We start from the raw sequence: 14,135 nt of genomic DNA, 5'->3' as shown, positions 1-14,135 counted from the left end.
GCAAGGCCCAGTTGCCCTCTGTTGCCTCCGAACGGGAGTCAGAGCCGACTACGGGACAGTCCCGGGCCGACTCGTAGGTCGCGACAGGTCGACGTAAGGACGTCCAGATGCCGGCAGTGTTCGATCACCTCCTCATCGAGGGTGGTCAGGTCGCCGTAGCCGTCGAGGAAGGCCGAGCGTAGGTCCGGGCGGGCGGGCCAGATGCGGGTGGCGAGGCGCACGAGGTCGCGGGCGGCCAGGTCGTAGCGGCTGTGTTCGAAGTCGATGACGTGGACGGCGCCGTCGTCGGCGCGGATGAGGTTGCGCGGGGTGAAATCGAGGTGGCATGGGACCGCGGGGACGGGCGCGAGGTCTTGAAGTGCTCGCATGTGGGCTTGGATCTCAAGCCGCTGGCGGGCGGAGATGCGGTCGGCGGCTTGGGCGAGCCAGTAGTCGGCGCGTTCGGCGAGCCAGGTTGTCCAGTCCGGTTCGGCACGAGGCGGTCCGGAGGAGTGGAAGGTCCGGAGGATCTCTCCAGCGCGGCGGTGTGCGTCCTGCTCGTCGGCCGGCCCCAGAGCGAGGTCATTGAGCATGTGGCCGGAAACCGCGGTGATCACGATGGCGGCGGGCTGGTTGATCGAGCACAGGAGCTTCGGCGCCCGGTTGCGAAGGACGGGGACCCAGGTGCGGTAGGCGTGGGTCTCTTGTCCGTGACGTTGGCGGTCCGTGTAGGTCTTGATGACGATGTCGCCGTGATGGCGGCTGACAGCCTCCAGGACCGCCGTGCCGCAGCTGCGGAGATGGAGGCGGACCTCTTGGGATTCTGGGTCGAGGTACCGCTGGCACAGGCCGAGGAGCTCGTCCTGACTGTTCATCTGGGTGTGCCGGGCAGGTGGGTTGTGTCGTTGTGCGCGGCGAGGAGCCAGGTGGCTTGGCCGAAGCGGTTGACCTGCCGGTACCAGCGGGTAATCGCAGTGTGATCGGTGACGTATCCGAACCGGCGGCACGCGTCGATGGGCAGGTCGAGGAGCAGGTTATGGGCTGCCTCGATCGTCTCGCCGTGTGCCACGACGAGGATGCGCTGCCCGCCGTGGCGCCGCAGGATGGTTTCCAACGCCGCGATCGCGCGGGTGAGGTAGCCGTTCCAGCTTTCCGAACCGGGGGCGTACGGCTGGTCCGGGTTGTGCTGGGGAGGGCCGCCGAACGCAGTCTTGATCTCTGTCCACGGGCGGCCGTCGGCCTCGCCGTGGTCGGGGCCGCGGAGTTCGGTCTCGACGGTCTCGGGCAGGTTGAGCGTGTTGGCGACGATCCGCGCTGTCTCAACCACGCGGCGGCGTGGGGTGGCGTAGAGGTTGTTGTATGGCCGGATGGCGTGCTCGGACGCGAGCCGCTTAGCGAGTTGTTCGGCTTGTGCGCGGCCGGTCTCGGTGAGCCCGGTGCAGCCCTTGTCTCCGCCGACGATTCCGGCCACGTTGCAGGCTGCCTCGCCGTGGCGGACGATGACGATTTCGGTCGAGTGACTCATGTGAGGGATTTCCGTTCCTACGCGCGCTGTCTGTTGAAGGCAGCAGGTTCGGGCCATGGCCTGACCGTTGGCCAGGGGTGCCGGTAGCCGTGTCTGCCGAGATATGGGGAGGTGAGCAGGTGGTGGATCTCAGCTACGATGCGGAAGGATTCGGAGTCGCACCGGTTCGGCTGGACCTGCACGTTGTAGGCGTCAACTGATGCCTGGATGGTGCGTGTTGCCAGCTTGCCGTGGGTCATGGCGGTTGTGACGACGAGTTTGGCGAGGTCGTAGCCGAAGGGGGCGAGCGTAAGGTCGTCGAAGTCGACGATCGTGACTCGGTCCGCGGTGAGAACGAAGTTCCGCGGGTTGGCGTCCTTGTACAGCGCTGCGGGCTGGTCGGCGAGCATGTCGAGGACGGTGGCGACCTGTTCTGTCTGGAGCCCTGCGCTGGCGGCCAGCGCGAGAAGCTTTCCTCGGCGGGGCGAGAGAAAATCAGCCAGAGGTGGGCCGGCCGATGTGCGGTGCGGTTCGCGGAGGCTCGCCGCATAAAGGTGACGGCGATACGCGGCGGCGTCCAACTGGCCAATGATCGAGCCCAGACGTGGCAGGTCGCCCGGCAAGCCAGCACGACCGGGAACACGTTCGAAGATCAGCATATGCCGGTCGGCGCGCAGGAGGCGGGGCAGGAGGATGCCGGTCTCCAGCGCTGCGAGCCAGATGTAGTGGGCGCTGGCGGCGGCGCACCGTGCGTGATCGTGGTACCACTTGATGACGGTGGGGGCGTTCACGGGCAGCGTGCTATCGCGTAGCTAACGGTCGAGGCCGTCTCGATCGGCCGGTCGGGCAACCGGGAGCGCAGGGCTGTGGCGATGGCGTCCGGGTCGCCGTTGGCGGCGCCCATCTGGTACTTCGGCGAGGTGGCGAGGTAGACGGCGGCGTGTGCGTGGCCGGCGAACCGGAAGACGTGTCGTTCGTGGAGCACGTCGAGGACGGACAGGCCGGTGGCGGTAATGGCGGCGATCGATGCGCTGTGGAAGGTTTCGTAGAGGCTCGGCCGCCTGGTCGCCTGCGGGTCGAGCTCGGCGCGAGCGACAAGGTCATCGAGTTCGGCATAGCTGTCCAGTGACTTGGTCACCAGGACGGCGATACCGCCGGGAGCGAGTACGCGGGCTATCTCAGCGACCGCGGTTGCGGGTCGCGGCGAATGGTAGAGGCAGAAGGCCGCAACGACCGCCGAGATGGTCTGGCTGCGGATCGGAAGGCAGTGGAAGTCCGCGCAGACCGTCGTGGTGCTGGCTCCTAATGCAGTCGCCTGTAGGCGGCGGCGGGTAGTGGCCAGCAGCGCTGGAGATACGTCGATCGCGACGAGTCGGACGAACGTTGCGGCGGTCGCGAGACGCAGGGTGGTGGTCCCGCGCCCGCAGCCGATGTCGAGAGCGGTCCCGTGTGGTGCGCCGGCCTGGCGAAGCAGCGTCGGTATGGCCGCGGCGACATCGCTTCCGGTGATCTTCGCCTGGTGTAGGGCATCCGTTCGGCGGCTGAGCCTGTCCGCGCTGCGGTAGAGATCCTGGACAGCTACCGGATCGAGGAAGACGTCCTTGGCCATCATGAGCTGGACCGCCTCCCAGCACCGATCGTGACCTCAGCTATCTGCCCGTGCCGATACGCGCGAGGAAGCCCTTCGCCTGCCGCCGGCTGGTCAAGGTGACCAGGTGGGCGTGAGGTGCGTGCTCCGCGAGCAGCTGGCGGACCCGTGGACGCATGGTGCGCCGGTACCCGGCGATGTAGCGGACGAAGCTCCAGGTGATCCGGTCGTAGACGCCGACGTCGGCGTGCTGGCCGCCGCGGTAGCGCCAGCGGCGCTGGGCGATTCCCCACAGACAGGTGATCGCCGGCAGGTCCAGGAAGACGACCGTGTCCGCGGCTCGTAGCCGGATGGGCAGGGTGGAGGCGTAGTTGCCCTCGATGATCCACCGGTCGTGGACGACCAGCTTCTCCTGCCGGGCCGCGAACTCCTTCTGTGGGAGCGGATTCCACTGGTCGTCGTAGTAGAGGCTGTCGAGGTGGGTCACCGGCAGGTCGAGGATCGTGGCGACTTGCCGGGCGAGTGTCGACTTGCCGCTGCCGCCGCAGCCGATGATGGCGATCTTGTTCATCTGCTCTCACAGTAGGGGCGCGGCCCGGCCACGCCATAGGCGCATGCGCTGTCATCGGTCTACTCCACGTGCCGATGACAGCACTCGGTCGATGGTGTCGAGTTGCGCGGACAGCCGGAACAGATCCAGTTTCCCGAGACACTGGCTGATCAGATCCGTGTGTTCCGTGGTCCTGGTGACGGCCGTGAGCCAGTCGATCTTGGATAGCGTTTCGGCGCCGTCGACGACCTGCAGGCAGCGCGGCACGAAGGCGTCGACATCGTCGATGTCCGTCGGAGCGAGAGGCAGACAGCCCGCGAGCACCGCTTCGAAGATCCTTTGAGTCATTTGGCCGGCCGAACGGTAGCGCTCCGGGAGCAGGAGGACGGTCGCCAGTGCTTCGCGGTATAGCTCGGCGACCTGCTCGAAGGCGATGCGCCCGACGAAGTTGACGTGCGGCCACTGTGAGGTGCGAGACCACTTTCCGGCCACTGCGTGAGGAAGGTTGCCGGCTGCCGGCGCGAAGAAGCGCTCGAAGGCGTCGTCGCGGTCGTACTGGTTGCCGATGTAGACGAGCGGCAGCGGTCGGGGCAGGGCTGCGAGCGCGGCGGGGTCGGCGGTCCGAAGCACCGCGTCGGCGAGGGGGAACAGTAGGGAGACCGCGCGAGGGCGGGGATGCAGCGCCGGTTCACAGATCGTGACGTTTGGCCGCGTCCAGAGGGAATCGTCCGCGGGCAGTTGCCGGTCCTTGTCCCACAACAAGGTGGGTGTTCCGAGCCGGTCGGTGTAGTGGGTGACGAGTTCGGCCTGTCGGTGCAGGTCGCAGGTGTGGCTGGCTGTGCCGCAGGGTGTGGTGTTTCGGCCGGCGATGGGCCAGCGCCACTCGAGCATGAGGACGTCGATGACTGGCAGGCCGGGTTCCCAGCGGTAGAGGTCGGCCAGGTCGAGTCCTGCCTCGGTCCGGTCGCGGTCACGCTGCAGGAAGACGACCTCGTGGCCCCGCCGCTGGAGTCCATCGATCAAGGTGCGGCGGTGGCTGCGTCCGCCGTCGGGGGTGTCGATGATGCCGGGGCCTAGGAAGCCCCAGAAGCTGTAGCCGATCAACACCTTGTCACCCACCAGCCTTCGAGGAGGAGCCCGTCGAGACCGGACTCGGTCAGGCAGTCGAGCGCGAGTTCTGGTGTGCCGGCGATCGGCTTCCCCTTGATGTTCAGCGAGGTGTTGATGAGGACCGGATGGCCGGTGAGCTCGGCGAACGCGGCGAGCAGTTCAGCGAGGAACGGGTGCTGTTCCTGTGTGACGGTTTGGACGCGGGCCCTGCCGTTGGCGTGGACGACCGCGGGCAGGACCGTCTGGCTCAGCGTGGTGGCGGGGACGGCGATGGACATGTAGGGCGACAGCTGGTTGAGCGCGAAGTAGTCCGCGGCCTTGTCGGCGAGGACGACCGGTGCGAACGGCCGGAACGGTTCGCGGAACTTCACGGTCGCGTTGAGCCGTTTTACGACGTCGTCGGTGAGCGGCGAGGCGAGGATCGATCGGTTGCCCAACGCTCGTGGCCCGGCTTCGACCGGGCCGGTGAACAGACCGATGATCTGGCCTTCGGCGAGGTTGCGCGCCAGCTCGCGGGCCGGTTCGGTGAGGCGGCGGGCTGACAGTCCGGGCCGGGGCGCGGTAGAGAGGATCACGCCCGGGTATGCGGGGCCGAGGTAGCTGCGCTGGGTGAGTCCACCGGGCGCGCGGCCGGTGGTGTCCGACCAGACGGCCGCCGCGGCGCCGATGGCGGTCCCGGAGTCCGCCGGCGCGGGCGGCATGTGCACCTCGTCGAAGTACCCTTCCTGCAAGATGCGGCCGACAGCGACGCAGTTCATCGCGACCCCGCCGCCGAGGCACAGCAGACCGCTGCCGCTCGTACCGCGTGCCCGGTAGGCGAGGTGGAGCATTACCTGCTCGGTGCGTTCCTGGAGCGCGGCGGCCAGGTCGGCATGCACGGACTCGACCTGGGCGTCCGGCCGGCGAGGTGGGCAGGTTGCAGCAGTGAAGGCGCTGGTCACGCGGCCGTACCGGCTGGACAGCACGCGCAGGGGCAGCAAGGCGGGGTCGAGGGCGAAGCCGTCCCGAGTCAATCGGATCGCACGGGACATCAGCGGCCGGAATCTGGCGGGGTCGCCGATCGCGGCCAGGGCCATGACGGTGCCCTCCTCGTCGCCGCGTCGCCAGCCGAGGTGCTCCGTGATGGCGCCATAGGCGTATCCGAGCGACGCCGGGTCGTTGATCGCGTGGAGCAGTTGCAGCGTCGGATTGGCGTGCCAGGTCGTCGTGCTCTGGATCTCGCCGAGGCTGTCAACGACGAGGACCGCCGCCTCGTCATAGCCGGAGGACAGGAAGGCGTACAGCGCGTGGGCGCGGTGATGCAGAACCGACTGCAGGTATGCCTTGGGAAACTGGGATCGCACCTGTGCCATCCGGGCCCGGTAGCGGTGATGCACGGTGACGAAGCTGCGGGCGCGTGGTATCGCCCTTGTCTGCGTTAGCCGGTCCACCAGGTGCGCAGGCACGTGAAGCAGCGGCCTCAGGTAGTGGCGGCCAGCGAAGTTGTACGCGACGGTGGTGACGTCCTCCCGGGCGAGGCCAGCTTGGTCGAGTAGCCAGGCGATAGCGTTCGCCGGGTAGGAATTCGTGTGCTTGACGCCGTTGAGACGTTCCTCCTCGACGAATCCGACCAGATGGCCGTCGACGAGGAGCGCCGCCGCCGAGTCATGGGTGAACGCGCACAGCCCAAGCACGACCTCGGCGCCACGCCGGGCCGCGGCGGCGCTCATGGCGCGCCTCCCGCCGTGTGGATCACGGGCGTCGACCGCGTGGTGCGTAGGTCGTACCAGCGGCCCAGCGCCGCGCCCAGCACTCCTGGTATGTGGGCTGTCAGGGACCGTGCCTGGTCCCGGTCGCCGGCGCGCCAGGCCCGGTAGCTGGCCAGGACCCGCGCGAAGGGCGCCCAAGCGCTGCCCGCGACCCCGGCGTAGTCGCCGACCGCGACCCTTCCCAAAACGAACTCAAGATCGTCCCACTCCACAGTCATAGGCGCCATTCCCGGGGCGTCTACGGGTGCGGCATCGGTGGCCGCTTTCATGGCGCCGTCGCGGTTGTGCGCATAGAGGTGCAGCGAGTCGACGTGGTGGTGATAGTCGCCCATCGGCGCTCCGAGCCATCCGGCGAGTAGCTCGTGGATCAGCGTGGCGGTGAAGATGTCGTATGGAAAGCCAAGCCACAGGTCCTGGCTGCGCATCGTCGTGTGCATTTCCAGTCGGCCCGCCCGCAGGAAGAACCGGTAGGCAAGGGTGCATGGCACATCGCGATGACCACTGTGGTCGCGTTGCGGGTCATACAGCGTGACCACGGCGCGCCGGGAGTCAGCGTCAGCGAGCAGTTCCCGGCGTACTGCGTCCAGCTGGTCGACCGTCCCATGCCAACGACGCAGCCTCGGCCCGTAAGCCCCGCGGAGCACCCCGCCATCGGTGTAGCGCAGCAGTTCCTGGTTGAAGTCGTAGATCCAGGGGCCGTCCGAGCCCGACAGGATCCACACCGCCTCGGCCACGGCGAAGGCGGGGTTGATGACACGGGCAGGTGGGAGGTCGACGAAGCGGCGCCGGGGGTCGGTTAGTCGCAGGTGGGCGCCCATCACCTCCTGCGTGGTCATGCCCCGGGGGCGGACCTCAATGCCCTCGGCTAGCACGGCCTCGCATGCTGCGGCGAATAATCCTGTCGCGTCGCCAGCGCTGAGAACAAGCATTCCTGGTCCTCGAATCTCAGGGAGTGAAGGCGAGCAGTCGGTGGTGGGGGAGGCCCACAAGCCAGGAGGTCTGGCGGGCGATCCCCTCGGCGAGCCCGACCGCGGGTTGGTAGCCAAGGAGTTGCTGAGCCTGGGACAGGTCGGCGGCGGTGACGGGGACGTCGCCCGGTCTGGCAGCGACGCTGGTGGTCGGCACCCGTCGACTGGTGCACTGGCCGACCAGCGCGATCACTTCGTTCATCGAGGCGCTCGTCCCACCTCCGACGTTCACGACCGCGGCGAGGACATCGATATCCGCGGCGGCGATCGTGGCGTCGACAATGTCCGTGACGTAGGTGAAGTCGCGCCGCTGCGAGCCGTCACCGAAGATCTCGATCGGGAACCCGGTGTATGCGGCGAACAGCAGACGGGCGATAGCCATGTCCGGCCGTTGCCGCGGGCCGAAGACGGTGAAATACCGCAGCGCGACGACGCTGAGCGCGCTGTCCGGCCGGCGAGCGTATGCCAGACACAGCTGCTCGGCGGCGAGCTTGCTGACACCGTAAGGCGACATCGGACAGGTAGGGTCCGACTCCCGGCTCGGTCGGGCGATGGGACCGTAGACGCTGGAGGACGAGGCGAAGACGACGCGGCGCACACCGCGCCGGACGCACGCGTCAAGGAGACGGCGCGTGCCAACCACGTTGGACCGTATGTAATCGTCGAACTCGTCCCCCCAGGACTGCCGAACGCCTGGTCGGGCCGCTAGGTGGAAGACGACGTCGCACCCGTCCACAGCGTCATCCAGGCCGTCCTGGGCCAGGTCGGCACTGACGAGGACGCACCGCGGGTCGCCCCTTGCAGGCGCGAGGTTCTCGTCGGCGAGGGCGTCGGAACCGCGCGCTCGGCGGTCGACGGCGACGGTCGTGACTCCTCGGGCAACCAGGTTCTCGACGAGATGGGATCCAATGAAGCCGGCCGCGCCGGTGACCATCGCCCGGTTCATCGGACTGCCGCCGCAGGCCCAGCGGGCCGGAAGCCCTGCTCATCGCCGTCAGTGCTGTCGCTTGGCGTGCCACCGTTCTTGCTCGACGTGTCCACCACGCATCCCTGGTCGCTGTGGCCCGCGTCGGCTGTCGCCGGCAGGGCCCGGCGCACGATTCTCGCCGGCCCGATCAGAAAACCCGGCCACCGGCACGGGCGGTACCGTCCACAGCTCGTCCAATGGCAACCAGCCGATGACGGAAGGTAGCGGCGTTCGATAGCCTCGTCCTGGTCGACGACACCTGCCCGACGAGACGTTGGAGGTGCGGCGTGGCGAGCAACCGTCATCCCCCGAACCGGAATCTGGCCTGGGAACGACTCCAACGTGGCTGGTCACACGACGAGGTCGCCCGCCGCGTCGGCATAGAGATGGACCACGCCGGCGAGACGTACACCGGCCTGTGCGCCAACACGGTCAGGCGATGGGAGACCGGCGAGCGACGCCCCGAGCCTCGTTACCGCAAACACCTGGTGACCGTGTTCGGAAAGCCCGCGAGCGAACTCGGCCTGCTCACGCCAGCCGAGCTCAAGATGCGCCCTGACGTCACGATGGGGAGGGTGGACGGTATGCCGTCTGGCGCGGCCGGCGACGCGAACTGGGACCGGGCCACTGTCCTTCGCGCGCTGCTCGGAGCGGGGGCGCTGCCCCTGCTTAGCCCGTTGCTGTCCATAACGTCGGCCGAGGGCGACCCGCGCGCTGGATCTTCCCAGGTGGATCCCGAGACCTACACGAAAATCGCGAACGGTCAGCGAGAACTCTACTGGAACAGCCCCCCGCGTCCGCTCTTCGAAGCGTCCTTCGCGCACACCCACCTGGGCGTTGCCCTTGTGCGCGGCGCGAGCGGCACCCAGCGTGCTGCTCTCGCCGCCGGACTGCTCCAGTCGGCGCTGCTCGCCGGACGCCTCGCATTCTTCGACCTCAGCCAGCCCGCCGTCGCCACCCGCTGCTACGATGTCGCCCTCACAGCCAGCAAGGAGACCGGCGACCACGCGTTCGCCGCCACAGTCCTCGGCCACATGGCCTTCATCCCCGGCTTCAGCCAGGACCCTGACGGCGCGCGGAACCTGATCACCGCCGCGCTCCAGCACTGCTGGCACGCCGTCCACCCCATCGTCCGGTCGTGGCTGCACTGCGTGTCCTCCGAGATCGAAGCCAGAAACGGCGCCCCGGCAACCAGCCGGCACCAGATCGACCTCGCCGAAGCATCGCTGCCCGACAATGCAGGCGATCTCGCATGGTTCGACTTCTACGACGCGGCCCGTCTCGATTCCTTCGCCGGCTACGCCGCCCTCGCAACGGGCGATCATCCGGAAGCTGCCCGCAGACTGGCCGCGGCGGCTGACCAACTCGGCGCGCGAGGAAGCAAACAGCGCAGTGTCATCCTCGCCGATCTTGCCGGAGCACACGGCCGGGATGGCGACCGCGTCGCTGACTATCTTGGCCAAGCGATCGAGACGCTCAACACCGACTGGTACGCGACCGGGATGGACCGTGTACGCGCGGTCCGGCCATTGCTGGGAGACAGCAAGCACGGTCGACACATCGACGGGCAGATCAGAGCACTGTCACCAGCGTCGTGACCTCCAGTTGTGGAGTGTCAGTTCGCCTCGTTGTGCTTGCGCACCAGATCCGGTAGGTCGGTCAGAGAGTCGAGGTGAAACAAGCACCGGTCGGCGACCGTGGGGTCATCGAGGATGTGGCCCCACGGGCCCCGACGGAGGAGAGCGGTCGCCATGCCGACGGCCTGCGCGGGGCGGATGTCATTGTCGAGCCGGTCACCGACGTAGAGCGCCTCCCCGGCCAGGCAACCTGCTTCGGCGACGACGCGGTGGAAGAACTCCGCCGATGGCTTCTCCACTCCCCAGCCGTCCGACATGCCGATCACGTCGACGGGGAGATCCAATGCCCGCAGGATGCCCTCGGCGCGGGCGGTCTGGTTGCCCGCCAGGCCGACCAGCAGACGCTCCGCACGCAGCGCTGCCAGGCAGGGCCGTGCGTCGGCGTACAGGTTCTCCTCACCGAACGACTCCGGCTGCCCGGCCGCCGCTCGCCGCTCCCGCTCCGCCCCGAGATCAAATCCGGGCCGGAACACCTGGAATACCTCCCGGTAGTCCAGCCCACGCGCGATCACGGCGCCGAACACCGCCGAGAACGTGTGCCGAGGCACCCCCAGCCAATCCGCCCACGTCCCGTACTCCCGGGACTCATCCACGATAGTCTCGCCCACGTCGAAGAACACCGTTCTGATCGGCACGCGATCCCTCCCGACTGGTCAGACTGCGGATGGCTCAATCCTCTCGGATGAAGCTATCGGACGCCGCTACCTTCCGTCATCGGCTGGGTTGCCATTGGACGGGCTGTGGACGGTACCGCCCGCGCTGGTGGCCGGGTTTCTGATCGGGCCGGCGAGAGCGCGCGCCGGGCCCTGCCGACGCGGGCTACAGCGATCAGAATCGCCCGCGCGGCCCGCCGCCCTACCGTCAACTGCTCCGTCACACCGCCAAGCTTACGGGCGCTATCTGGCAAGGCCACGTTGCGTCGCGGCAAGCCGGCCGCCGGCCGCGATCCTCTCGGCGGTCGACGTGCTGGCCTACACCGATAGCACCGCCGCCCAGCACGCCCGCCTCATCGCGTCGACGCGCGCACTCGGAAGGGCCGCGCGGCGCCCATGACCTGATCATCGCCGTGCACGCCGCCGAGATCGGCAGGACGCCGTCAGCCGGGACGCCAGGGCACGCCTCGCGGACCTCCCCGGCGTGCTCGCGACGCGGCTGTAGGCCACGCCGCTCCGTACCGGACGAGCGTCCGGGCCCTGAACGGCTCCTGCCGCCGCACCATCCGGCCCGTCGTCATCCCTGACCACCCGACACGCGAGACGCCGCCCGCCTCGTTCTGCCACACACAGCCGACATCGACGAGGCTGTGGCCCTACGGGCGCCGTTGGCGCGGCTACGTGCCAGTAGGCTCCCTATGTGCTGACAGGTGATCTCCGAAGCAGGATCGATCGGGTCTGGGACGCGTTCTGGTCGGGTGGGATCTCCAACCCGCTGGAGGTCATCGAGCAGATCACCTACCTGATGTTCATCCGGCGGCTGGACGGCATCCAGGCCGGCAAGGAGAACAAGGCGCGCCGTACCGGGCAGCCGATCGAGAACCCGATCTACTCGGCCTCGACCCAGGATCTGCGTTGGTCGCGCTTCAAGGCCCTGGGCAGCCCCGAGGCGACGTTCGCGCTGGTGCGGGACCAGGTCTTCCCCTGGCTGCGGGACCTCGGGGGCGAGGGCTCGACCTACTCGCACCACATGGCCGGCGCCCGGTTCACGATCCCGACGGCGAACCTGCTGGCCAAGGTCATCGACATGCTCGACGACCTTCCACTGGACGAGCACGACACCAAGGGCGACCTGTACGAGTACATGCTCGGCAAGATCGCCACTGCGGGACACAACGGCCAGTTCCGCACGCCGCGACACATCATCGAGCTGATGGTCGAGATGACGGCACCCAGGCCCGGGGACACCATCTGCGACCCCGCCTGTGGCACCGCGGGCTTCCTCGTCGGCAGCGCCGCCTACCTGGAGCGGACCCACAGCGACGCCCTCCTGGACGACGCCGCCCGCCGGCACTTCGACCACGAGATGTTCCACGGCTTCGACTTCGACCACACGATGCTGCGGATCGGCAGCATGAACATGCTGCTCCACGAGGTCGAGCAGCCCGACATCCGTTACCGCGACTCGCTCGCCCAGAGCGCCGCTAGCGAGGCTGGCAAGTACTCGCTGATCCTCGCGAACCCACCCTTCGCGGGCAGCCTCGACTACGAGTCCACGGCCAAGGATCTGCAGGCGGTCGTCAAGACCAAGAAGACCGAGCTGCTGTTCCTCGCGCTGTTCCTCCGGCTGCTCAAGCCAGGCGGCCGAGCGGCGGTCATCGTGCCGGACGGGGTCCTTTTCGGCTCCAGCAAGGCGCACAAGGACCTGCGGAAGCTCTTGGTCGAGGGCCACAAGCTCGACGCCGTGGTCAAGCTGCCCGGGGGTGTGTTCAAGCCCTATGCCGGGGTCTCGACCGCGGTCCTGTTCTTCACCCGCACCGACAGCGGCGGCACCGACGACGTCTGGTTCTACGAGGTCACCGCCGACGGCTGGAGCCTCGACGACAAGCGAGTACCCCTGCTGCCGGAAGAGAAGCTTGGCGTTCTCCCGACGGCCGTTCTCGACGAGGCCGAGCACGCGAAGAACAACCTGCCCGACGTGCTACGCCGCTGGGGCGCCCGGCTCGGCTCCGAGCGCAAGCGCGCCCGCACCGAGCAGAGCTTCTGCGTCCCCAAGGTCGACATCGCCGCCAACGGCTACGACCTGAGCCTCAACCGCTACAAGGAGATCGTCCACGCCGAGGTCGAGCACCGTTCCTCGTTGGAGATCCTCGAAGACCTTGAACGTATCGAGTCCGAGATCCAGCAGGGCATGTCTGAACTGAAGGGTCTGCTGGGGTGAACGCTTTTAAACTCGGTGACGTAGCGACCTTCGTTCGCGGCATCACCTTCAAGCCTACAGACGTCGTGGAACCGGGCACCTCCGGGGCGGTCAACTGTATGCGCACCAAGAACGTGCAGGCGGAGCTGGATCTAAGTGACGTGTGGGCCATCGACTCCCGTCACGTGAGGCGAGAAAATCAATTCCTGCGCAGCGGTGATATCCTCATCTCCAGTGCCAACAGTTGGAACCTCGTCGGTAAGTGCTGCTGGGTTCCCGACTTGGCCGACAAGTCTACCTTTGGTGGCTTTATTTCGGTCCTGCGTGCCGATACCGCCAAAGTCCATCCGAGGTACCTCTATCATTGGTTCGGGTCCAGTGATATACAGGCCACAGTTCGTAGTTTTGGTCGGCAGACCACGAACATCTCGAACCTCGACTTCAAGCGCTGCCTGGATCTCGACCTACCTCTGCCTCCGCTTGACGAGCAGGCCCGTCTCGCGGACATCCTGGACAAGGCAAATGCACTCAGGGCGCGGCGGCGGGAGGCGATCGGGCGGCTCGACGAGCTTGCGCAGTCGATCTTCATTGGCATGTTCGGCGATCCGGCCTCAAATGCGCGAGAGTGGCATGTCTCCACTGTCGGGGAAGTCGCCGAGCAGGTAACCGATGGAGAGCACCTCACTCCAAAGAGAGAATCCGAAGGGATAAAGCTGCTATCCGCGCGCAACGTCCGTGACGGATATATCGATTTCGAGAACGTTGACTATATTGGACCCGAGGAGCATGCGCGAATTAGGCGGCGCTGCGATCCGCGCCGCGGAGATATTCTGATCTCCTGCTCTGGAACTATCGGCCGAGTGGCTCCGGTGGAGACGGACGAGCCTTTCTCTCTCGTTCGAAGTGCAGCCCTCGTGAGGCCTAGGACCTCTACAGTTACAACGGACTATCTTGCTAGCTACCTTCGAACTCCCGAGCTGAAGGCCCGCATGTTGCGAGAGGCGAGATCATCAAGTCAAGCCAATCTTTTTCAGGGCCCAATAAGGAACCTTCCCGTTCTGTGTCCACCCGTTGATCTGCAGTCAATATTTGGACAGAGGTTGCAAGCTGTTGGGCAAATAAGGGCTACTCAGTCTGGGCAGCTTGACGAACTCGACGCGCTCTTCGCCTCCCTCCAGTACCGGGCGTTCCGGGGGGAGTTGTAGGATAGCGCTCCTCTAGCGCTTGGTTA

The 14,135-nt window shown here is 67.2% G+C and carries 13 protein-coding genes; 3 read left to right on the top strand and 10 right to left on the bottom strand.

What is annotated here, in order from left to right:
- Positions 1-38: 38 nt before the first annotated feature.
- The 9 genes from I6A81_RS05240 to I6A81_RS05200 form a co-directional block, all read right to left on the bottom strand.
- Entirely contained in the window at positions 39-854 is an 816-nt protein-coding gene (locus tag I6A81_RS05240; protein ID WP_203001871.1) for a phosphotransferase enzyme family protein, read from the bottom strand.
- On the bottom strand, positions 851-1,504 hold the full coding sequence (locus I6A81_RS05235; protein ID WP_203001872.1) for a histidine phosphatase family protein: 654 nt from the start codon (positions 1,502-1,504) through the stop codon (positions 851-853). Before I6A81_RS05235 ends, I6A81_RS05240 begins: the two co-directional genes overlap by 4 nt.
- Positions 1,505-1,521: 17 nt before the next feature.
- On the bottom strand, positions 1,522-2,274 hold the full coding sequence (locus I6A81_RS05230; RefSeq protein WP_203001873.1) for a phosphotransferase: 753 nt from the start codon (positions 2,272-2,274) through the stop codon (positions 1,522-1,524).
- Positions 2,271-3,095 carry a class I SAM-dependent methyltransferase gene (locus I6A81_RS05225; RefSeq protein WP_203001874.1) on the bottom strand — a complete coding sequence of 275 codons (825 nt, stop codon included), beginning with the start codon at positions 3,093-3,095 and terminating at the stop codon, positions 2,271-2,273. Before I6A81_RS05225 ends, I6A81_RS05230 begins: the two co-directional genes overlap by 4 nt.
- Positions 3,096-3,132: 37 nt before the next feature.
- Complete coding sequence (locus I6A81_RS05220) at positions 3,133-3,642, bottom strand: P-loop NTPase family protein (protein WP_203001875.1); 510 nt, start codon at positions 3,640-3,642, stop codon at positions 3,133-3,135.
- A gap of 51 nt (positions 3,643-3,693) precedes the next feature.
- Complete coding sequence (locus tag I6A81_RS05215) at positions 3,694-4,740, bottom strand: glycosyltransferase family protein (RefSeq protein WP_203001876.1); 1,047 nt, start codon at positions 4,738-4,740, stop codon at positions 3,694-3,696.
- Complete coding sequence (locus tag I6A81_RS05210) at positions 4,722-6,440, bottom strand: carbamoyltransferase family protein (RefSeq protein ID WP_203001877.1); 1,719 nt, start codon at positions 6,438-6,440, stop codon at positions 4,722-4,724. Before I6A81_RS05210 ends, I6A81_RS05215 begins: the two co-directional genes overlap by 19 nt.
- Complete coding sequence (locus I6A81_RS05205) at positions 6,437-7,315, bottom strand: thymidylate synthase (RefSeq protein ID WP_238428647.1); 879 nt, start codon at positions 7,313-7,315, stop codon at positions 6,437-6,439. The genes I6A81_RS05210 and I6A81_RS05205 overlap by 4 nt, the downstream gene beginning before the upstream one ends.
- A 109-nt stretch (positions 7,316-7,424) precedes the next feature.
- Positions 7,425-8,381 (bottom strand): NAD-dependent epimerase/dehydratase family protein, encoded by a 957-nt coding sequence (locus I6A81_RS05200; protein ID WP_203001879.1) that lies wholly within the window; start codon positions 8,379-8,381, stop codon positions 7,425-7,427.
- Positions 8,382-8,701: 320 nt separating this feature from the next.
- Between I6A81_RS05200 and I6A81_RS05195 the strand changes: the two genes are divergently transcribed.
- Positions 8,702-10,012: a helix-turn-helix domain-containing protein gene (locus I6A81_RS05195; protein ID WP_203001880.1), complete on the top strand. Its 1,311-nt coding sequence runs from the start codon at positions 8,702-8,704 to the stop codon at positions 10,010-10,012.
- 17 nt (positions 10,013-10,029) lie between these two features.
- On the opposite strand, the gene I6A81_RS05190 is transcribed toward I6A81_RS05195, so the two are convergent.
- Positions 10,030-10,686, bottom strand: coding sequence for an HAD family hydrolase (locus tag I6A81_RS05190; RefSeq protein WP_203001881.1), 657 nt, complete (start codon positions 10,684-10,686; stop codon positions 10,030-10,032).
- Positions 10,687-11,404: 718 nt separating this feature from the next.
- Between I6A81_RS05190 and I6A81_RS05185 the strand changes: the two genes are divergently transcribed.
- Positions 11,405-12,925: a type I restriction-modification system subunit M gene (locus tag I6A81_RS05185; RefSeq protein WP_203001882.1), complete on the top strand. Its 1,521-nt coding sequence runs from the start codon at positions 11,405-11,407 to the stop codon at positions 12,923-12,925.
- Positions 12,922-14,109, top strand: coding sequence for a restriction endonuclease subunit S (locus I6A81_RS45425; protein ID WP_203001883.1), 1,188 nt, complete (start codon positions 12,922-12,924; stop codon positions 14,107-14,109). The genes I6A81_RS05185 and I6A81_RS45425 overlap by 4 nt, the downstream gene beginning before the upstream one ends.
- The last annotated feature ends 26 nt before the right edge of the window (positions 14,110-14,135 follow it).

The organism is Frankia nepalensis (genome assembly GCF_016786325.1).
Classification (GTDB): domain Bacteria; phylum Actinomycetota; class Actinomycetes; order Frankiales; family Frankiaceae; genus Pseudofrankia; species Pseudofrankia nepalensis.
Note: the sequence above shows the minus strand (reverse complement) of the source record. Positions and strands in the feature narration are given on the sequence as shown.

Bases quoted from the DNA above. Each gene is read 5' to 3' on its own strand.
- I6A81_RS05240 (WP_203001871.1), bottom strand. From the start codon at position 854: ATGAACAGTCAGGACGAGCTCCTCGGCCTGTGCCAGCGGTACCTCGAC.
- I6A81_RS05235 (WP_203001872.1), bottom strand. From the start codon at position 1,504: ATGAGTCACTCGACCGAAATCGTCATCGTCCGCCACGGCGAGGCAGCC.
- I6A81_RS05225 (WP_203001874.1), bottom strand. From the start codon at position 3,095: ATGATGGCCAAGGACGTCTTCCTCGATCCGGTAGCTGTCCAGGATCTC.
- I6A81_RS05220 (WP_203001875.1), bottom strand. From the start codon at position 3,642: ATGAACAAGATCGCCATCATCGGCTGCGGCGGCAGCGGCAAGTCGACA.
- I6A81_RS05210 (WP_203001877.1), bottom strand. From the start codon at position 6,440: ATGAGCGCCGCCGCGGCCCGGCGTGGCGCCGAGGTCGTGCTTGGGCTG.
- I6A81_RS05205 (WP_238428647.1), bottom strand. From the start codon at position 7,315: ATGACCACGCAGGAGGTGATGGGCGCCCACCTGCGACTAACCGACCCC.
- I6A81_RS05200 (WP_203001879.1), bottom strand. From the start codon at position 8,381: ATGGTCACCGGCGCGGCCGGCTTCATTGGATCCCATCTCGTCGAGAAC.